This is a genomic window from Paraburkholderia sp. SIMBA_030 (assembly GCF_046535245.1).
GTDB lineage: Bacteria > Pseudomonadota > Gammaproteobacteria > Burkholderiales > Burkholderiaceae > Paraburkholderia.
In genome coordinates this window covers 1-19,904 of sequence record NZ_JAWRXB010000007.1, presented here as the reverse complement: position 1 = coordinate 19,904, position 19,904 = coordinate 1, and the positions used below count along the sequence as shown (strand labels likewise).

General features: G+C 62.4%; 18 protein-coding genes. 3 read left to right on the top strand and 15 right to left on the bottom strand.

Going from position 1 to position 19,904, the window contains the following annotated elements; genetic code table 11:
* Positions 1-87: 87 nt before the first annotated feature.
* The 15 genes from SB772_RS13425 to SB772_RS13355 all read right to left on the bottom strand — a co-directional run bounded on the left by SB772_RS13425 (position 88) and on the right by SB772_RS13355 (position 17,678).
* On the bottom strand, positions 88-1,875 hold the full coding sequence (locus SB772_RS13425) for an acyl-CoA dehydrogenase C-terminal domain-containing protein (protein WP_410833742.1): 1,788 nt from the start codon (positions 1,873-1,875) through the stop codon (positions 88-90).
* Between the two features lie 96 nt (positions 1,876-1,971).
* Positions 1,972-2,571, bottom strand: coding sequence for a TetR/AcrR family transcriptional regulator (locus SB772_RS13420; RefSeq protein WP_410833741.1), 600 nt, complete (start codon positions 2,569-2,571; stop codon positions 1,972-1,974).
* Positions 2,572-2,798: 227 nt separating this feature from the next.
* Positions 2,799-4,058, bottom strand: coding sequence for a cardiolipin synthase ClsB (gene clsB, locus SB772_RS13415; RefSeq protein WP_410833740.1), 1,260 nt, complete (start codon positions 4,056-4,058; stop codon positions 2,799-2,801).
* A complete protein-coding gene (gene nudB, locus SB772_RS13410) occupies positions 4,055-4,555 on the bottom strand; it encodes a dihydroneopterin triphosphate diphosphatase (RefSeq protein WP_410833996.1) in 501 nt (166 codons plus the stop codon). Before nudB ends, clsB begins: the two co-directional genes overlap by 4 nt.
* 186 nt (positions 4,556-4,741) lie before the next feature.
* The gene (gene aspS / locus SB772_RS13405) at positions 4,742-6,541 is read right to left on the bottom strand and encodes an aspartate--tRNA ligase (RefSeq protein ID WP_410833739.1); all 1,800 of its coding nucleotides are present in this window, start codon (positions 6,539-6,541) and stop codon (positions 4,742-4,744) included.
* A 76-nt stretch (positions 6,542-6,617) separates the two neighbouring features.
* Complete coding sequence (locus SB772_RS13400; protein WP_410833738.1) at positions 6,618-7,274, bottom strand: DUF502 domain-containing protein; 657 nt, start codon at positions 7,272-7,274, stop codon at positions 6,618-6,620.
* Between the two features lie 74 nt (positions 7,275-7,348).
* On the bottom strand, positions 7,349-7,753 hold the full coding sequence (locus SB772_RS13395) for an FmdB family zinc ribbon protein (RefSeq protein ID WP_410833737.1): 405 nt from the start codon (positions 7,751-7,753) through the stop codon (positions 7,349-7,351).
* Positions 7,754-7,903: 150 nt separating this feature from the next.
* The gene (locus SB772_RS13390; RefSeq protein WP_410833736.1) at positions 7,904-8,524 is read right to left on the bottom strand and encodes a methyltransferase domain-containing protein; all 621 of its coding nucleotides are present in this window, start codon (positions 8,522-8,524) and stop codon (positions 7,904-7,906) included.
* A 17-nt stretch (positions 8,525-8,541) separates the two neighbouring features.
* Positions 8,542-10,119, bottom strand: a complete 1,578-nt coding sequence (gene ubiB, locus SB772_RS13385) for a ubiquinone biosynthesis regulatory protein kinase UbiB (protein ID WP_410833735.1) — start codon at positions 10,117-10,119, stop codon at positions 8,542-8,544.
* Positions 10,120-10,134: 15 nt separating this feature from the next.
* A complete protein-coding gene (locus SB772_RS13380; RefSeq protein ID WP_410833734.1) occupies positions 10,135-10,779 on the bottom strand; it encodes an SCP2 domain-containing protein in 645 nt (214 codons plus the stop codon).
* Between the two features lie 122 nt (positions 10,780-10,901).
* Positions 10,902-11,894, bottom strand: coding sequence for a Tim44 domain-containing protein (locus SB772_RS13375; RefSeq protein ID WP_410833733.1), 993 nt, complete (start codon positions 11,892-11,894; stop codon positions 10,902-10,904).
* Positions 11,895-11,933: 39 nt separating this feature from the next.
* Entirely contained in the window at positions 11,934-12,665 is a 732-nt protein-coding gene (gene ubiE / locus SB772_RS13370; protein ID WP_410833732.1) for a bifunctional demethylmenaquinone methyltransferase/2-methoxy-6-polyprenyl-1,4-benzoquinol methylase UbiE, read from the bottom strand.
* Positions 12,666-12,732: 67 nt separating this feature from the next.
* Positions 12,733-13,146, bottom strand: a complete 414-nt coding sequence (locus SB772_RS13365) for a gamma-butyrobetaine hydroxylase-like domain-containing protein (protein ID WP_410833731.1) — start codon at positions 13,144-13,146, stop codon at positions 12,733-12,735.
* 7 nt (positions 13,147-13,153) lie between these two features.
* Entirely contained in the window at positions 13,154-13,582 is a 429-nt protein-coding gene (locus SB772_RS13360) for an HIT family protein (RefSeq protein ID WP_410833730.1), read from the bottom strand.
* A gap of 34 nt (positions 13,583-13,616) precedes the next feature.
* A complete protein-coding gene (locus tag SB772_RS13355) occupies positions 13,617-17,678 on the bottom strand; it encodes a DUF3683 domain-containing protein (RefSeq protein WP_410833729.1) in 4,062 nt (1,353 codons plus the stop codon).
* A gap of 713 nt (positions 17,679-18,391) precedes the next feature.
* Here SB772_RS13355 and SB772_RS13350 point away from each other — a divergent pair.
* From SB772_RS13350 to SB772_RS13340, 3 genes are all read left to right on the top strand, one after another.
* Entirely contained in the window at positions 18,392-18,547 is a 156-nt protein-coding gene (locus SB772_RS13350) for a hypothetical protein (protein ID WP_410833728.1), read from the top strand.
* Between the two features lie 296 nt (positions 18,548-18,843).
* Positions 18,844-19,422: a glycine zipper family protein gene (locus SB772_RS13345; protein ID WP_410833727.1), complete on the top strand. Its 579-nt coding sequence runs from the start codon at positions 18,844-18,846 to the stop codon at positions 19,420-19,422.
* 246 nt (positions 19,423-19,668) lie between these two features.
* The coding region (locus SB772_RS13340) for a pyridoxal-phosphate dependent enzyme (protein ID WP_410833995.1) at positions 19,669-19,904 on the top strand (236 nt) is incomplete at its 3' end.

The following is a 19,904-nucleotide window of genomic DNA, read 5'->3' as shown; positions in this document are numbered from 1 at the left end:
CGCGAATGCTTCATCAACGTTTCGCGATGTGTGGCTGGCGCAAGCGCCACGTTCTTTCGTGAACGTGGCGCTTGCCTCGATGTGTGCTTAGAACAGCGCTTCGTCGACTTCCATCAGCGACTTCGAACCCGCGCGTGCCTGACGGATCGTCATCGCCGTTTCCGGCAGCAGCTTCGCGAAGTAGAAACGAGCGGTGGCCAGCTTCGCCTTGTAGAACGCATCGCCCGATGCTTCCTTGTCGAGCGCGATACGTGCCATGCGCGCCCAGAAGTACGAGAACACCAGGTGGCCGACGGTACGCAGATACGGCACAGCCGCGGCGCCGACTTCGTCCGGGTTCTGCATCGCCTTCATGCCGATTTCCATCGTCAGCTTCTGCACCTTTTCGCCGATGTCGGCGAGCGGGTTGATGAACTCCTGCATTTCCGGCTTCACGCCTTCGGCTTCGACGAATTCCGACACCAGCTTGCCGAACTTCTTCATCTTCGCGCCCATGTCGCCGAGGATCTTGCGGCCCAGCAGGTCGAGCGCCTGAATCGCGTTGGTGCCTTCGTAGATCATATTGATGCGCGCGTCGCGCACGTATTGCTCCATGCCCCACTCTGCAATGAAGCCGTGACCGCCGTAGATCTGCATCGCGTGATTGGTGCCTTCGAACGCATTGTCCGACAGGAAGGCTTTCAGGATCGGCGTGAGCAGCGCGACCAGGTCGGCGGCTTCGTTGCGCACCGATTCGTCGGCGTGCGACAGTTCCTTGTCGATGTGCAGCGCCGACCAGTACGAGAATGCGCGCGCGCCTTCGGCATAGGCCTTTTGCGTGAGCAGCATGCGGCGCACGTCCGGGTGCACGATGATCGGGTCAGCCGCCTTTTCCGGCGCCTTCGGGCCGGTCAGCGAGCGCATTTGCAGACGCTCTTTCGCGTACGTCAGCGAGTTCTGATAGGCGATTTCGGTCAGGCCCAGGCTCTGCATGCCGACGCCCAGACGCGCGGCGTTCATCATCACGAACATCGCGTTGAGGCCCTTGTTCGGCTCACCGACCAGCCAACCCTTCGCGTTGTCGAGATTGATCACGGCGGTCGCATTGCCGTGGATGCCCATCTTGTGTTCGATCGAGCCGCACTTCACGGTATTGCGTGCGCCCGGTTCACCCGCCTCGTTCGGCACGAACTTCGGCACGATGAAGAGCGAAATGCCTTTGGTGCCCATCGGCGCATCCGGCAGACGCGCGAGTACCAGATGAACGATGTTCTCCGACAGGTCGTGTTCGCCGCTGGAGATGAAGATCTTCGTGCCGCTGATCGCGTACGAGCCATCGACGTTCGGCTCGGCCTTCGTGCGCAGAATGCCGAGATCGGTGCCGCAATGCGGCTCGGTCAGACACATCGTGCCCGTCCAGACGCCCGACACGAGCTTCGGCAGATAGGTTTTCTGCTGCTCCGGCGTGCCGTGCGCATGCAGACATTCATACGCGCCGTGCGACAGGCCCGGATACATCGTCCAGGCCTGATTCGCCGAGTTCAGCATTTCGTACAGCGCGTTGTTGACGAACGCGGGCAGGCCCTGGCCGCCGTATTCCGGATCGCAACCGAGTGCGGGCCAACCGGCTTCGACGTACTGCCGGTAAGCTTCCTTGAAGCCCTTCGGCGTGGTCACGACGCCGTCGCCGACGTACGTGCAGCCTTCCTGGTCGCCGCTCTGATTCAGCGGGAACAGGACTTCGGAGCAGAACTTGCCGGCTTCTTCGAGCACCTGGTTGATCGTGTCGGCATCGAGATCCGCGTGCTTCGGCATCTGCCTGATCTCGGCTTCGACGTTAAGCAGCTCGTGCAACACGAATTGCATGTCGCGCAGCGGCGCGGCGTACTGTCCCATGACTCTCTCCAAAGTTTGACAAGAAGCCAGGCTGTCAGCTGGGTCCGTGGATCGGACTTTCAGCGCCGCTGAATCTGCTTAAGTTCGGCGGCCCTGCTAACGGCTTTCGCTCTGATACGAAATAATCAATTTTTCCAGCGCGGCCCACGTGAGGCGCACCGCATCCGGCAAGTGCAGGAAGCGCGCGTCGTGATGCAGGCCGAGCGTGAAGCTGTACAGTTCGAACAGCATCAGCTGCGGATCGGTATCGGCACGCAGATGCCCTTCTTCCATCGCCTGCGAAATCGCGCGAGTGAGCGCCGCACGCCAGATCGTCACGCTCGACACCAGTTGCTCACGCACCGGGTTGTCCGCGCGGTCGTCATACTCGACCGCACCGCTGATATAGATGCATCCAGTGGTCACTTCCTGAATGCGCTTCTCGATCCAGCGGGAGATCATCGCGCGCAGACGCGGCAAGCCGCGGGACTCGCGCAAACTCGGGAAAAACACCTCGTCTTCAAAACGACGGTGATATTCGCGCACGACTTCGACCTGCAAATCCTCGCGCGACCCGAAATGCGCAAACACACCGCTTTTGCTCATCTGCATGCGCTCGGCCAGCAGTCCAATCGTCAGACCTTCCAGTCCGTCGCGGCTTGCCAGATCAAGTGCTGCATCGAGAATCGCGGCTCGCGTTTGTTCGCCTTTTCGCATAGCTTTTTTACCGTTCTAATGTGACCGAAAGAAAATCGAACGGCCGTACTATTATTGAGTGCCGCCGTCCGCGAAACAAGGACTTTATTAGAAACCGGTTTCTAACCCGGTTTCAATTCTGCGGCATCCGTCAATCGGAGGAAGGAGATTTTTTAGAGGCGTTTGCCTTCTTTTTTATCCTTACCTTGACGCCGAACCCTTGCGCTTATGCGAAAGAGGAGGATGCGCTAGTCATAGCCGCCCACCGTCAGTAGCTTCATCACGGCCCGGTAAGTCGTATAAGCGAGCCAGTTGAGGAAGCGCTCGCCGGCCGGACGGGCATCGTAACGCGCCTCGTCGATCCGCCGCGAATCCTTGAACGCCATGAGGATCGCTTCGCGCAGCGCATTGATCTGGGGGTCGTTCACCAGCACCACGTTGGCTTCGTTGTTGAGCACGAGGCTAAGCGCGTCGAGGTTCGACGAGCCAACGGTGGCCCAGTTCGAATCCACCACCGCGACCTTGCCGTGCAGCATGGTTTTCTCGTATTCGGCGATCTCCACACCGGCTTTGAGCAGCGCACGATACAGGAACGGCACAGCGTAATCGAGTGCGGCAAACTCCTTGCGCCCGATGATCAGCTTTACCTCGACGCCACGCCGGGCCGCAAACACCAGCGCACGCCGCAGCTTGCGGCCCGGCATGAAGTAGGGATTGGCCAGCAGCACTTCGCTGCGCGCCTGGCCGATCGCGGTCAGATAGGCTTTTTCGATGGCGCGCCGGTTGATCAGGTTGTCGCGCGCGACGAAGGCCACGCACGGCTGTCCGCCGGTCCATAGCGCCTCGTTGCGGTTGCGGCGGCGGCGCCCCAGCGTGCCGAGCGACGCGCCGGTCTTCGGCCCAGGCTCGGGCACCATGGACTCGAGGGGCCGATGGCCGAGGCGAATCCGCTGCCATTGCAGCTCGAATGCCTGGCGGATATCGCTAACCACCGGCCCGTGCAACTCGACCGCGAAATCCCAGCGCCGGTACGGCAGCTTCTCACCGTTGTTCTCGTAATCGTCGACGATATTGATGCCGCCGCAATACGCGAACCGATCGTCCACCACCGCCAGTTTGCGGTGCGTGCGCGAGAAGCCGAAGTGGCCGAACAGATGCGGATTGTAGATGCGATGCTCGATGCCGGCGAGTGTCCATTCGTTGAACAACGGCAGGCGCGCGGTGCCGATGCCGTCGGTGATCACGCGCACCTTCACGCCGCGCGCGACGGCGCGCAGCAGCGCCGCGCTAACGGCATGGCCGGCGCTGTCGTCGCAGAAGATATAGGTTTCAAGAACGACGTCGGTCTGCGCGGCGTCGATACGGCCGGTCAGCGCCTCGAAGAACGCGTCGCCGGAACGCAGCAGCTTGACGTCGTTGCCGCTGGTAAAACGGTAGCGCTGCAAATAGCGGCGGCCAAGCAGCGATTGACGGAGTCGCGCGAAACGGCGCGCGCCGCCGACGCTCACCGGGCACGCTCCTTCAGGCGCTCATGGAGCCGCCCGGTCAGCCGCCTGGGTAACTGCAAGATCGCGTCGGCATTCGACGACGAAAAGCAGCGCGACGCCGCCTCTTCGTACGGGAGCCACAGGAACGCGGTGTGCTCGCGCGGCGCGAGCGTCACCTCGATCTGCTCGGGCACTTGCAGGCTGAACCAATACTCGGTGTTATGGATCACGCCCTCGGCATAGCGATGGCGATACTCCGGGTAAATCTCGTACTCGATCTCGTATTGCCAATCGAATAACGCGCTCTGCGGCACCAGCGTGCTGCCGACCACGATGCCGGTTTCTTCCGCGACTTCGCGCACGGCCGTTTCGGCGAGCGGCTCGTCGAGATGGTCTTTGGAACCTGTCACCGACTGCCAGAAGCCTGCATGGTCGGCGCGCTCGATCAGCAGCACCTCGAGTGCGGGTGTATGGATGACGACTAGTACGGATTGCGGGATCTTCGGCGGTTTCGGCATGGCGTTAAAACTGGGCGCAACGCTTGCGCGGTACATGTCGGTGATCGGTCCCATGAGCGGTCGAGACCGGTTGCTTCGACTGTAACGCAAAAAACGAAAAAGGCGCATCACGCGCCTTTTTTGTCTCGCTTTTTCGTCTACCCCTTGCTGTCGTTTTCAGACAGCTTTGGCTCGACCCGTTTCTGGTTACACCTTCGGTTCCGGCGTACGCAAACGGATGTGCAACTCGCGCAGCTGGCGCTCGTCCACTTCGCTCGGCGCCTGCGTGAGCAGACACTGCGCGCGTTGCGTCTTCGGGAACGCGATCACGTCGCGGATCGAATCGGCGCCGGCCATCATCGTGACGATGCGGTCCAGACCGAATGCGATACCACCGTGCGGCGGCGCGCCGTATTGCAGCGCGTCGAGCAGGAAGCCGAACTTGGCCTGCGCTTCTTCCGCGTTGATCTTCAGCGCGCGGAACACCTTGCTCTGCACTTCTTCACGGTGGATACGCACCGAACCGCCGCCGATTTCCCAGCCGTTCAGCACCATGTCGTAAGCCTTCGCGAGGCAGCGCGCCGGATCCGTTTCCAGATACTCGAGGTGCTCGTCCTTCGGGCTCGTGAACGGGTGATGCGCGGCGACGTAGCGGTTGTCTTCCTCGTCGTATTCGAACATCGGGAAGTCGATCACCCACAGCGGCTTCCAGCCGGACTCGACCAAACCGTTGGCCTTGCCGAATTCCGAATGACCGATCTTCAGACGCAGCGCGCCCAGGCTGTCGTTCACCACCTTCGCGCGATCCGCTGCGAAGAAAATGATGTCGCCGTCTTGCGCGCCGGTGCGCTCGATGATCGCCTTGACCGCTTCGTCGTGCAGGTTCTTGACGATCGGGCTTTGCAGACCGTCACGGCCTTTCGCGACTTCGTTGACCTTGATCCACGCCAGGCCCTTCGCGCCGTAGATGCGCACGAATTCCGTGTAGCTGTCGATGTCGCCACGCGAGAGTTCGCCGCCCTTCGGCACGCGGATTGCCGCGACGCGGCCGTCTTTCGTGTTGGCGGGCGTGCTGAACACCTTGAAGTCGACATCCTTCACGGCATCCGTCAGGTCCGTGAATTCGAGCTTCACGCGCAGGTCAGGCTTGTCCGACCCGAAGCGGCGCATCGCTTCCGAATACAGCATGACCGGGAATTTCTCGGCCAGCGACACGCCGATCGTTTCCTTGAAGACGTGACGGATCATCGCTTCGAACAGATCGCGGATTTCCTGTTCCGACAGGAACGAGGTTTCGCAGTCGATCTGCGTGAATTCCGGCTGACGGTCGGCGCGCAGATCTTCGTCGCGGAAGCACTTGACGATCTGGTAGTAGCGATCGAAGTTCGCCACCATCAGCAGTTGCTTGAACAGCTGCGGCGATTGCGGCAGCGCGAAGAACTGGCCCGCGTTGGTGCGCGACGGCACAAGGTAATCGCGCGCGCCTTCGGGCGTGCTCTTGGTGAGCATCGGCGTTTCGATGTCGATGAAGCCTTGCGCGTCCAGATACTTGCGCACTTCGATCGCGACGCGGTAACGCAGACGCAGGTTGTGCTGCATCTGCGGACGGCGCAGGTCGAGCACGCGATGCGTGAGACGCGTGGTTTCCGACAGGTTGTCGTCGTCGAGCTGGAACGGTGGCGTGATCGATGCATTCAGCACGATCAGCTCATGGCACAGCACTTCGATCTTGCCGCTCTTCAGCGCGGCGTTCGTCGTGCCTTCCGGCCGGCTACGCACCACGCCCTTGATCTGCAGGCAGAACTCGTTGCGCACGCCTTCGGCGGCCCTGAACATCTCCGCGCGGTCCGGATCGCAGACGACCTGAACGAGGCCTTCGCGGTCGCGCAGGTCGATGAAGATGACGCCGCCATGGTCGCGGCGGCGGCTTACCCAGCCGCACAGCGAGACGGTTTGGCCCAGCAGTTCTTCGGTCACCAGACCGCAGTATTGAGATCTCATCGACATGATGTTTGTCTTTCGTTTTGCATTGGTTGAACGGCGCGCCGCAATGAAACACTGCGTGAAACGCTGCGCGCCGGAATTACAGCGGAGGCTCGACTGTCGTGCGGCGCACCACCGGCGCCGGCGGCGCGGACGGCGCCACGACGCCCATCGAGACGATGTACTTGAGCGCAGCGTCGACCGTCATGTCGAGTTCGATCACTTCGCTCCTGGGCACCATCAGGAAGAAGCCGGAGGTCGGATTCGGCGTAGTCGGCACATACACGCTGACGTAATCTTCTTTCAGGTGATTGACCACGTCGCCGCCCGGGATACCGGTCAGAAACGCAATCGTATAGGAGCCGCGGCGCGGGTACTCGATCAGCAGCGCTTTGCGGAACGCATTGCCGCTGCTGGAGAGCAAGGTGTCCGACACCTGCTTGACGCTGGTGTAGATCGGACCGACCACCGGAATGTGCGCGACCACGACTTCCCACCACTTCACGAGCTTCTGCCCGATGAAGTTCTGCGTCAACAGCCCGACGACAAAGATGAACGCCAGCGTCAGCACCGCGCCGAGACCGGGCAGACGGAAGCCGAGCGCGCGCTCCGGCTGCCATGAGCTCGGCAACAGCAACAGCGTCTGGTCCATCGTGCCGATGATCAGGCCGAGCACCCACAGTGTGATGGCCAAAGGCACCAGCACCAGCAGGCCAGTCAGGAACACCGATTTGAGCGTCGTTTTTTTCGTCGTCATGTGTACCGCCAGAAAGCCGCGCGAGCCAAGGCTCGAGGCGCGGTGTGTGCGCCGCCCCGAGGGCGGCAGTCCTGCTAGGCGCTGCCCGAACCGCTCGATGTTGCCGAAGCGGCCGGTGCGGCTGAGGGCGCGGCCGGCGTTGCGGCAGCGCTCGAAGTACTGGCTGCGGCCGTGCTGCTGGCCGAACCCGAGTCTGATTTCGCGGCGCCGTGATTCGCGGACGCGCCGTTCTCGTCCGAGTTCGCATTCGAACCGGCATTCGCGTCGGGCTTCGCCGGCGAGCCCGCGCCGCCATTACCACCGCGAAAATCGGTGACGTACCAGCCGGAGCCCTTAAGCTGGAAGCCGGCGGCGGTCACCTGCTTGCGAAAGGTGTCTTTCCCGCATTCGGGACATTGCGTCAACGGGGAGTCGCTCATCTTCTGAAGCACATCTTTCCCGAAGCCGCACGATTCGCAACGATAAGCGTAGATCGGCATGATCTTTTCCCTACAGAAATCTTGTAAACGCTTGCAAAGCCTTGAATTATAGCCGCAAACGACATCCCACCCCTGGATTTCCGGGGCAAGCACCCGACGCAGCCGCCGTCGCTCTAAATGGGGGTGGCCGATATCGAATCAAGTGCTGTTTCAGCGGCGGCGCCAGGTCAGCCAACGCTCGCGCCCGGTAAACACAGCAATCGAATCGCTCACGGCTTCGTCCTCGATCAGATCGAAGTGCGGCGTGAGCAACGCGTCGAGTTCGGCGCGCTCGATGCCGAACGGCGGCCCTTTGGGCGTCGCGCCGAGGAAGAAGAGCCCCGCCAGCAGCGCGCCGCCAGGCAACAGTTCGGCCATCCGTTGCGCGTAGTCCGCGCGGCGCGCTATCGGCAACGCGCAGAGGAACGCGCGCTCATAGATCCATGCGGGCGCAAACGGCGGCTGGTACGTAAAAAAGTCCGCCTGCTCGACCAGTTCCGTATGCTGCGCACCCAATTGCTCACGTGCTGCGGCTACGGCGTTCGGTGAAAAGTCGATCGCGCAGACCGGATTGCCGTGCTCGGCCAGCCAAAGTGCCTCGTAGGCACTGCCGCAGCCCGGAATCAGCACGGCCGCCCCGCTATGCCGCTCGGCGAACGATCGGAACGCCGCCGGCACCCCGGCCTGATCCCACGGCGTGTAATGGCGTTCGAAGCGCTCGTCCCAGAAGTCCGGCGAATTCGGATCGCGGCTGGCGAAGTCAGGTGCGCCAGGTTGGTTCGGGTCGCTCATTGAACACCTCGCCTGGATTAACCGCCGTAAGCGAACGCCAGAAACGCCCTCGCCAGCACCGCGCCGACGCCGACCGCCACGCCGAACAGCAACAACCCTTGCAGCAGCCGGTTGGTACGCTTTTGCTCAAGCAGAATCTGGCGAATCATGTCGTCGTTCGCGCCGCGGGTGTGGTCGTGACGCGCGGCCAGCACGTGATGGATCAGGCGCGGCAACTGCGGCAGCGTCTTGCTCCACTGCGGCGCCTCGATCTTCAGCCGCTCGTACCAGCCGCGCACACCGATCTGCTCGTTCATCCAGCGTTCGAGGTATGGCTTGGCGGTCTTCCACAGATCCAGTTCAGGATCGAGCGAGCGGCCGAGCCCCTCCACGTTCAGCATGGTTTTTTGCAGCAGCACCAATTGCGGCTGGATCTCGACGTTAAAGCGGCGCGACGTCGAGAACAGCCGCATCAGCACCTGCCCGAGCGAAATATCCTTCAGCGCGCGGTCGAAATACGGCTCGCAGACCGCGCGAATCGCGCTTTCCAGTTCTTCGACGCGGGTGGTCGGCGGCACCCAGCCGGACTCCAGATGCAGCGTGGCGACGCGATGATAGTCGCGCTTGAAGAACGCAAGGAAGTTTTGCGCGAGGTAGTTTTTATCGAAGTCCGACAGTGCGCCGATGATGCCGAAGTCGAGCGCGATATAGCGGCCGAAGTGCGCCGGATCGAGGCTCACCTGAATGTTGCCCGGGTGCATGTCGGCATGAAAAAAGCCGTCGCGAAACACCTGGGTGAAGAAGATCTCGACGCCTTCGCGCGCCAGCTTCGGAATATCGACGCCGGCCGCGCGCAGCGTGTCCATCTGGCTGATCGGCACGCCGACCATGCGCTCCATCACCAGCACGGTGGGCGTGCAGAACTCCCAGTACATTTCCGGCACCAGCAGCAGATCGAGGCCGGCGAAGTTACGGCGCAACTGGCTGCCGTTGGCCGCCTCGCGCATCAGGTCGAGTTCGTCGTGCAGGTATTTGTCGAACTCGGCGACTACCTCGCGCGGCTTCAGACGCTTGCCGTCCGCCCACAGCCGCTCGGCCCACACGGCGATGTCGCGCAGCAGCGCCAGATCGGAATCGATCACCGGCAGCATGTTCGGCCGCAACACCTTCACTGCGACGTCCTTGCCCGCATGCTGGCCGGCCTTGACCTTCGCGAAGTGCACCTGCGCGATCGACGCGCTCGCCACCGGCACCCGCTCGAAGTCGTCGAACAGAATGTCGACCGGTGCGCCGAGCGACTTCTCGACCAGGCCGATCGCTACGGCCGAATCGAACGGCGGCACCTGATCCTGGAGCTTGGCAAGCTCGTTGGCGATATCGACCGGCAGCAGATCGCGCCGGGTGGAGAGCACCTGCCCGAACTTGACGAAGATCGGCCCGAGGCTTTCGAGCGCGAGCCGCAGCCGTACGCCCGGCGGCTGTTCGAACTTGCGGCCGATGGTGGTGATACGCAGCAGCAAACGCACGCGCCGGTCGTTGACGCGGCTGAGCATCATCTCATCGAGACCGAAGCGGATGACTGTGAAAAAAATCTTGAGAAAACGCAGAAAACGCATAGTTGAGCCCGGTGACTAGCGCGTGCCGCGCAACGTGGCGGCGCCGCCCGGCGCATCGGCGCCGCGGGCTTCGACCTTCTGTTCAAGACGTTCGAGGCGCTTTTCAACGCGCGCCAAAGCATCGCGGGCACGGGCCAGTTCGACGTTGAAATCGTCGAGCGCGGCGCGCCGCACCAACTGCGGATTCTCATCGAGCAGATATTCGGCGGCCGTATCGAGCAGGTTGCGGCCGGTGCGCCGCGCATGTTCGCCGACCGTGCGCACGACCGACGCAACCCGCCACGCCGGACCGTCGCCGATCAGTTTCGCGAGGTCCTCTTCCGGCTCCCAGCGCAGATGCTCGGCGAGCTTCGCGATCACGGTGGCGAACTCGGCGTCGCCTTCGATCTTCACATGCTTCATCACGCCGGCCTGGCCGCCTTGCACGAAGGCCGGCAGCGCATCGGACGGCACCGCGATGGTCACATCGAACTGTTGCGCCTCTGTTTCGCCGACCGCGCTCAGGTAGCCATCGGGTTGCACCAGCAGCATCAAGACGACCGGCGGGCATGACAGTCTGGCGGTTTTGCCCGCGTACGGGGCGAGGCGCTCACGAGCCCACGATTCGCGGGCGAGCAAGTGATTGACGGCAGCAGCGAAGGGCTTGGCGGCGAGGGTCATTGAAAGTGGCAAGAAAAAACCCGCGCGGGCGAGGTGCCCGCGCGGGTTCCTATTGTAACGTCCGTTCGCTTCGCGGCTTGCTATGCCGAACGGCCAATGCTTTGCGCTGCCTCAGCGTTGTCCTAGTGCTGCGCGACCTGCTGAATGCCGGCCAGCAGCCAGCCTTCGCCGGCGCGGTTCGACTTCGACAGGTTCCAGACTTCGACGAACGGCTCGGCCGCCGCACCCGCCGATTCGCGGATCAAACCGGAGAAGCGCACGCTGGCGAAGTACTCGTTCGCACGCTCTTCGACACCCAGCAGCTCGGCGTTCAGTTGCACCACGTCCGTCTGATTCGACTCCGCACCGCGCGAGCTCAGATCGACCTTCACTTCGGCGAACATTTCCGGCGTCGTGAATTCGCGGATGTCTTCCATGTTGCCGACGTCCCATGCCGCTTGCAGGCGCACGAAGTACACCTTGGCGTTACGCAGGAACGCTTCCGAATCGAAGCCGGCCGGCACAACGGGCGCGGTGTTGATGGACGGCGTGGTCAGCGGGTTGCCTTGCGGTTCGAGGTACGAGCCGGTGGGCGGCGCGCTGTAGCGCGGTTCCTGCGCGTAGCCGGTGCCGCCCGCGTTCAGCGACGGCGAGCCGCCTGCGTAAGCCGGTTGCGCCGCATCGCGCTTGCGGCCCATGAAGCGGCGAATCAGCCAGATACCGATCATCGCGATCACGGCGATCACGATGATGTTGGCCATGGCGCCGGCAAACGCGCCGCCAAGACCGAAGTGCGACAACAAGGCAGCGATGCCGAGACCGGCCGCGAGACCGGCGATCGGGCCGAGCCAGCGCGAGCGGTTAGGCTGTGCGGCCGGCGTCGGCGCGGGCGCCGGAGCAGGCTGCGCGCGCTGCTGCATCGCCTGATTGCTTTGGGACGGCTGTGTCGGCGCAGATTGCTGCTGAACCGTATTCGACTGACGGCCGATGCTGCGGCCGCCGCCCATGCGGCGGGCTTCGGCATCGAGCGAGGCGAGAGAGCCGGCCATGATCAGACCGACCATTGCGATCAGTCCGATTCTTCTCACCAACGACCTCGAAACCTTACGGGGAGATAACACATCTGAATCGGACATTTTCGTACTTTCCTTTAAAAAACGATGGGTTAGGGACCCCTAGTATTTGGTCCCCACATGTAAAGCTACCACGCCAGCTGACAAATTGTAATATTTGACGCCATCCAGGCCTGCTTGTTCCATCATTGTTTTTAAAGTTTCCTGATCCGGATGCATCCGGATCGATTCCGCGAGGTAGCGGTAGCTCTCGGCGTCTTTCGCAAAGCGGTCGCCGAGCCACGGCAACACCTTAAAAGAATAGACGTCGTAGACCTTTTTGAGCGGATCCCACACCTTCGAAAACTCCAGCACCAGCAGACGGCCGGCCGGCTTCAGCACCCGGCGCATTTCCGCCAGCGCGACATCCTTGTGCGTCATGTTGCGCAGGCCGAATGCCACGGTGACCACATCGAAGTAATTGTTCGGAAAAGGGATCTTTTCGGCGTCGCAGAGCAGCGCCGGCGTGATCACGCCCTTATCCAGCAGGCGGTCGCGGCCCACGCGCAGCATCGATTCGTTGATGTCGGTGTGCCAGACTTCGCCGGTCTCGCCTGCCTGTCTGGCGAACGCCTTGGACAGATCGCCCGTGCCGCCCGCGATGTCAAGCACCTTGAAGCCCGGCCGCACGTTGGCCTGCGCGATCGTGAACATCTTCCACGCCCGGTGCAACCCGCCCGACATCAGGTCGTTCATCAAGTCGTAGTTTGCGGCAACCGAGTGGAACACGCCGGCCACCTTCTGCGCTTTTTCCTGTTCGTCGACCGATTGAAAGCCGAAGTGGGTTTTGCTCATCGCGCTTGTCCTTTCGCGTATTCTGAAATGTTGCGCCGCATCAGTGCGGCGACCAGGGCGAATCGTATCAGTGACAGTGCCCGTGCGCAGCGCCGGATGGGGTCATAGGCGTATCCCGGTCGACGCCGGCCGCTTCCAGTTTGGTGAGATAGGCGCGCCAGAGTTCATCCTGACGAACTGCAAGGTCGTACAACAGGTCCCAGGAATAGAGGCCGGTGGCATGGCCATCGGAGAAAGTCGGCTGCAACGCGTAGTTGCCGACACCTTCGATCATCGTGATCGTCACGTCGCGCTTGCCGGTCTGCAAGGTTTCCTGGCCGGGCCCGTGACCCTGCACTTCCGCCGACGGCGAATACACGCGCAGCAGTTCGAACGGCACACGATACGTTTCGCCGTTTGCATATTGCAGTTCGAGCATCCGTGACTTGGAATGCACGACCACACCGGTCGGCACCGGGGTATCGGGAGTCAGTCCACTCATGATGGCCTCAACCAAGCGCTTGTTCGATTTCCTGGCGCACCGCATCGCGCAGCAAGGTAGCCTGCGCGCGGCGCGACGACAGCAATGCTTCGGATACCGTGCGTTGCCGCGGCGCCCAGATCGGCAGCGGGAAATGCGCGTCGTTCGAAAAACGCGGAATCACATGCCAATGCACATGCGGCACCTGGTTGCCGAGGCTCGCCAGATTCACTTTGACCGGCTGCATGATGCGTCGCATCGCACGTTCGACCGCATACACGGCCCGCATCACGCGATCGCGGTCGTTTCCTGCAAGATCGGAAAACTCGGCTATGTGCCTGTTCCAGATCACCCGGCAGAAGCCCGGGTAATCGTGTTCGTCGGCGAGGACGACACGCAGGGTGTCGTCCCGCCACAGCACGTCGCCGCCTTCTTCGCGGCAAAAAACACAGTCCATCGTCGTCCTCGGGCAGAAATCGTCGGTGCTGCCATTAGACCAGCACGCGCTCGATTCCGCCATTGTTCGCCCGTTGGACGTAATCCGCCATCCAGTCTTCGCCAAGCACGTGACGCGCCATCTCGACGACGATGTAGTCCGCCTCGGTGTTCGTGTCTTCGTTATAGCGCGACAGACCTTGCAGGCAGGACGGGCAGCTCGTCAGGATCTTCACGTCGGTAGTGCCCTTCGGCTGTGACCCGTCGCCGGCCTTGAGTGCCGAACCGTTGTTGTTCGACGCACCCGCCGCACCTTCGGCAACCAACGGGATGTCGCGCAACCTGGCCGCGCCCTTGCGAATTTCTTCTTCCTTGCGGAAACGGACCTGCGTCGAAATGTCCGGGCGCGTCACTGCGAGTGTGCCGGATTCGCCGCAGCAGCGATCGTTCTTCTCGATCTTGTAGCCGTCTTTTTCCGAGCCCATCAGTTCATTGACGAGCTTGACCGGATCCATCGTCTTGATCGGCGTGTGGCACGGGTCGTGATACATATAGCGCATGCCGCTCACGCCCTCGAGCTTGATGCCTTTCTCCAGCAGAAACTCGTGGATGTCGATGATTCGGCAACCCGGGAAAATCTTCTCGAATTCATAGCCCGCGAGCTGGTCGTAACACGTGCCGCACGACACCACCACCGTCTTGATGTCGAGGTAGTTCAGCGTATTCGCGACGCGGTGGAACAGCACGCGGTTATCGGTGACGATCTTCTCGGCCTTGTCGAACTGGCCGGAGCCTCGCTGTGGATAGCCGCAGCACAGATAGCCCGGCGGCAGCACGGTTTGCACGCCCGCTTCCCACAGCATGGCTTGCGTAGCCAGACCCACTTGCGAGAATAGACGCTCCGAGCCGCAACCCGGGAAGTAGAACACCGCTTCCGTATCGGCGGTGGTCGTCTTCGGATTGCGGATGATCGGCACGATCTTGTTGTCTTCGATGTCGAGCAACGCGCGCGCCGTTTTCTTCGGCAGATTGCCCGGCATCTTCTTGTTCATGAAGTGGATCACCTGCTGCGTGACCGGCGGCTTGCCGACTGTCGCCGGCGGGTGCGCCGTCTGCTTCTTCGCGAACTTCTTCAGCACGTCGTTGCCGAGACGCTGCGCCTTGTAGCCGATGCCCATCATCGCGGTGCGCGCGAGGTTGATGGTCTGCGGATTGGTGGCGTTCAGGAAGAACATGCCGGCCGCGTTGCCCGGGTTGAACTTCTTCTTGCCCATCTTGCGCAGCAGGTTGCGCATATTCATGGTCACGTCGCCGAAGTCGATCTTCACCGGGCACGGCGTCACGCATTTGTGACAGACGGTGCAGTGATCGGCGACGTCGTTGAACTCGTCCCAGTGCTTGATCGACACGCCGCGGCGGGTCTGCTCTTCGTACAGGAACGCCTCGACCAGCAAGGACGTCGCGAGAATCTTGTTGCGCGGGCTGTACAGCAGGTTCGCGCGCGGCACGTGGGTCGCGCACACCGGCTTGCACTTGCCGCAACGCAAACAGTCCTTGATCGAATCGGAAATCGCGCCGATATCGGACTGCTGCATGATCAGCGATTCATAGCCCATCAGGCCGAAGCTAGGCGTATAGGCGTTACGCAAGTCGGCGCCTTCGAGCAGCTTGCCCGCGTTGAAGCGGCCATGCGGATCGACGCGCTGCTTGTAAGCGCGGAATTCGCCGATCTCGTCGTCGGTGAGGAATTCGAGTTTCGTAATACCGATGCCGTGCTCGCCGGAAATCACGCCGTCGAGCGAGCGCGCCAGCTTCATGATGCGCGCGACCGCCGTGTGGGCGTCCTGCAGCATCTCGTAGTTGTCGGAGTTGACCGGCAAGTTCGTGTGCACGTTGCCGTCGCCCGCGTGCATGTGCAGCGCGACGAACACGCGGCCACGCAGCACCTGCTTGTGGATCGCCTGGGCTTCGTCGAGGATCGGCTTGAACTCGCCACCGTTGAAGATCTGTCGCAACTCAGCCCGGATCTCCGCCTTCCACGACACGCGCACCGTACGGTCCTGCGTGACATGGAACACGGTTGCGTCCGGCTGCGCGTCCACGCGATCGGCGAACTTCTCAGCCAGCCCTTCGTAACCGAGGCCGACCAGATAATGCTGTGCCTCGCGCAACGACAGATCGAGCTTGTCGCGTAGGAATTCCCAGCGCGCGCGCACGTTTTTCAGCAGATCGAGCGCCTGTTGGACGCGATCTTCGAGCAACTCGGCGCTCGGGATTTCATTGGCGTCGTCGCTCTTGCCGAGCGGCAGCTTGCCGCCCTTGAAGAACGCTTCCAGCGCGTTGACCAGTTGCAGCTTGTTCTTGATCGACAGCTCGATGTTGATGCGCTCGATGCCGTCGGTGTACTCGCCCATCCGGTCGAGCGGGATCACCACGTCTTCGTTGATCTTGAACGCGTTGGTGTGCTTCGCGATCGCGGCGGTACGGCTGCGGTCGAGCCAGAAACGCTTGCGCGCCTCGGCGTTGACCGCGACGAAACCTTCGCCGCTCTTGCCGTTGGCCATCCGCACGACTTCCGAGGTGGCCTGCGCGACCGCATCGGCGTCGTCGCCGACGATGTCGCCGATCAACACCATCTTCGGAAACGCGTTGCGCTTGCTCTTGGTCGCGTAGCCGACCGCGCGCAGATAGCGCTCGTCGAGGTGTTCGAGGCCGGCGAGAATCGCGCCGCCCTGCTTCGACGTTTCGAACAGGTAATCCTTGATTTCGACGATGCTCGGAATCGCTTCGCGCGCCTGGCCGAAGAATTCGAGGCAGACCGTGCGCGTGTGCGCCGGCATCTTGTGCAGCACCCAGCGCGCCGACGTGATCAGACCGTCGCATCCTTCCTTCTGCACGCCCGGCAGGCCGGCGAGGAATTTGTCGGTGACGTCCTTGCCGAGCCCTTCCTTGCGGAACACGCGGCCTTTGATGTCGAGCGCTTCCGTGCGCAGCAGCTTTTCGCCCGGTGCGTAGTTGCCGTCGAACCATTTCAGTTCGAAACGCGCGACTTCGATGTCGTGGATCTTGCCGAGGTTATGGTCCAGACGCGTGACTTCGAGCCAGTTCCCTTCCGGGTCGACCATGCGCCACCAGGCGAGGTTATCGAGCGCCGTGCCCCACAACACCGCCTTCTTGCCGCCCGCGTTCATCGCGACATTGCCGCCGACACACGATGCGTCGAGCGACGTCGGATCGACCGCGAACACGTAGCCCGCCTGTTCGGCCGCTTCGGTCACACGACGCGTGACGACACCCGCGCCGGAGAAAATCGTCGGCACTTTGCGCTCGACGCCCGGCAGCACGGTCAATTCGACCGCGCCGAGCTGTTCGAGTTTTTCGGTATTGATGACGGCCGAGAACGGCGTAAGCGGCACCGCGCCGCCCGTGTAGCCCGTGCCGCCTCCGCGCGGAATCACGGTCAGACCGAGTTCGAAACACGCCTTGATCATGCCGGCGATCTCGGCTTCGGTATCCGGCGTCAGCACGACGAACGGGTACTCGACGCGCCAGTCGGTCGCATCGGTCACATGCGACACCCGGGACAAACCGTCGAACTTGATGTTGTCTTTTTCCGTGACGCGGCCCAACACCCTGTTCGTGCGGCGGCGCAGATCGGTTGTCTTCTGGAATTCGGTCTCGAAATCGTCGACGGCGCGGCGCGCGGCCGTGACGAGCGTTTCGACGCGAGCGGCCCGGTCGACGCCGGCTGCATCGCCGTGCTCGACCAGATCGGCGCGACGGCGCTTCTCGATCTCCGAGAGACGATGATGCAGCGCTTCGATCAGCAGCGCGCGGCGCTTCGGATTGTCGAGCAGATCGTCTTGCAGATAAGGATTGCGGCGCACCACCCAGATGTCGCCGAGCACTTCGTACAGCATCCGCGCCGAGCGGCCGGTGCGGCGTTCCGCGCGCAGTTCGGCCAAAGCCGCCCAGGCTTCATCGCCGAGCAGACGGATGACGATTTCGCGATCGGAAAACGACGTGTAGTTATAGGGGATTTCGCGCAGACGCGCTTCGGGATCGGCGGCCACCTCAGCGGCGGCCCCGTGCGGATCGAAACTTTGAGGTGCGTTCATGTTCGGACGACTCGGTGGGTCAACCCGGCGGGCTCATTGACGAGGCGCCGGCTGACGGTGCGCGTGGTGCGCAATGCTGGAAATTTTCTTGTGGAGCGAAGCACGACCGACGGTCTACCCACATCAGTCGCTTCGCGGCGCTCAGAGACCGCTACACGATCGCGCTTGGCGGACATGACGCTCCGCCGCGGGGCGAGACTCACGCGGGGCGGGCATCAAATGGGCGATCCGAGGCTGCCAATGCATCTTCCGATCCTTATTCCAAAATGGAATTCTACCGCATGATCCAGTTGCGCGTTGACGCGTGAAATCCGGGCCGTGGCGGTCTCCTTCGCGAGGGTTTTCTGCTTTTCAGCGTCTGGAGAATTGGGACGGCCAGCCGTGGGTTGACGCCCCGTTCTCTGCTGACGCATGCCGCGGCACGCAATCAACGTCAACAGGTCGTCAGTTCCTCAGTGGTCGGTGTGCATTGCGTGAAGCATCGGCCGGTCAAATACGTCGAACCTGGATTCACGACTTCTGCTATCGATCGGGTAACTGCGGCGAGCACAACTGACCATTGCAGCGGACTTTGTGAGCACGCGGCTCAAGGCTGAGTCGATGCAGCGCCTGCAGTATCGGAATCCGTCGACATCTGTCGATGCCGATGACCACGCCCGCCGCCGTTGGGCGCAACCGAACTCGCGGGTGCGGATGGTGGTGGCGGGTGATTGATGTATTGGAAATTCTGCGCGATCGCGGCGCTCGGAAATGTCGTCGTCGAGGGCTCGATCACGGTGCTGGGGAGCGTCATATTCGACTGCGCGAAGACGGGCGATATGCAGCCGAATGAAGCCGCCACGGCGAAAACAAACCGATTCATCGAGTGATCCTCTAATTCAGCGACTGGTGCCGCACGAGCCAACGGGTGAGTGCACATCCAGTGGAGCCGCCGTGCGATGCGAGGCAGCGCTTCGGCTAGATTCCCCGGCGTTGGAGACAGCCAGTTTAGGCCGTGAGGCGTGAAATCAGAACTGGCGACCGAGGCTCCATTCCTGCATTGAGCGGACCACCGCGCGGGCCGCTGCACGGATGTCAGCGAAAAACTTTCTGTAACGATCCTGTAACCAGGGACGGTACCGATTGGCCTAACGTTAGAATTCCAATGTCTCTAAAGCACACCAATATGATCTCCAGCACCAAGTCGATAAGCATCGTCATACCGGCCGCCGTCGTCGCTCTCGCGCTCGGCGGTTGCGCGGTGATGCCGCCTGGCGGCCCAAGTGTGGTGGCGCTGCCGCGCAGCGGCGAGCCGCTCGGGCAGTTCCAACAGGACGACTATGCATGCCGAGACTACGCGAACCGCTCGACCGACCCGAATGCGGCTGCGCAAGCGGCGACCACGAACAGCGTGAACAGCGCGGCGATCGGCACGCTCGGCGGCGCCGCTGTCGGCGCACTGATCGGTGCGGCGGCGGGTAATGCCGGCGCGGGCGCGGCGATCGGGGCGGGCAGCGGGCTGTTGATCGGTGGCGCGAACGGCGCGAATGGCGCGCAGTATTCCGCGGCGGGCTTGCAAGCGCGCTACGACGCCGCCTACGCGCAGTGCATGACCTCGAAAGGCAATACGATCTCGCAGCCGCAGATGCCGGCCTACTATGCGCCGCAGCCGGCCTATTACGCACCGCAGCCGTACTACTATGCGCCGCCGCCGAGGTATGTCGCGCCGCCGCCGGTGATGTACGCGCCTTATCCGTACTACTGAGTTCGATCGGCAGCCTCGCTTCGTCGAACGAACCGTTTGCGTCGCCTGCCAGGCAAGCTTATTGGTGTAAAACCTTGCGTCATGTCCGGCGGAAAGACGCGAAACGATGGCGGCCCGGAGCGCTTTCCTGGCGGACGATGGCCGGCAGTGCCTGCGGCGAATTTTCCGACCGAACGGTCGGGCGGGCCTTCATCCGAGGCGCCGGGCGATACGCTGAAGGTCAGAGAGCGCACCGTTGGCGCTATCATTGATCCTTTCCCGTCCCGCAAAGCGCACCGCGCCACCCGCATGGCTTCCCACGACTACCTGAAGAAAACCCTGACCGCGCGTGTCTACGACGTGGCCCGCGAGACCGAACTCGAGCGTGCGCCGAATCTGTCGGCGCGATTGCGCAATCCCGTCTACCTGAAGCGCGAGGACAACCAGCCGGTGTTCTCCTTCAAGGTGCGCGGCGCATACAACAAGATGGCGCATATTCCGGC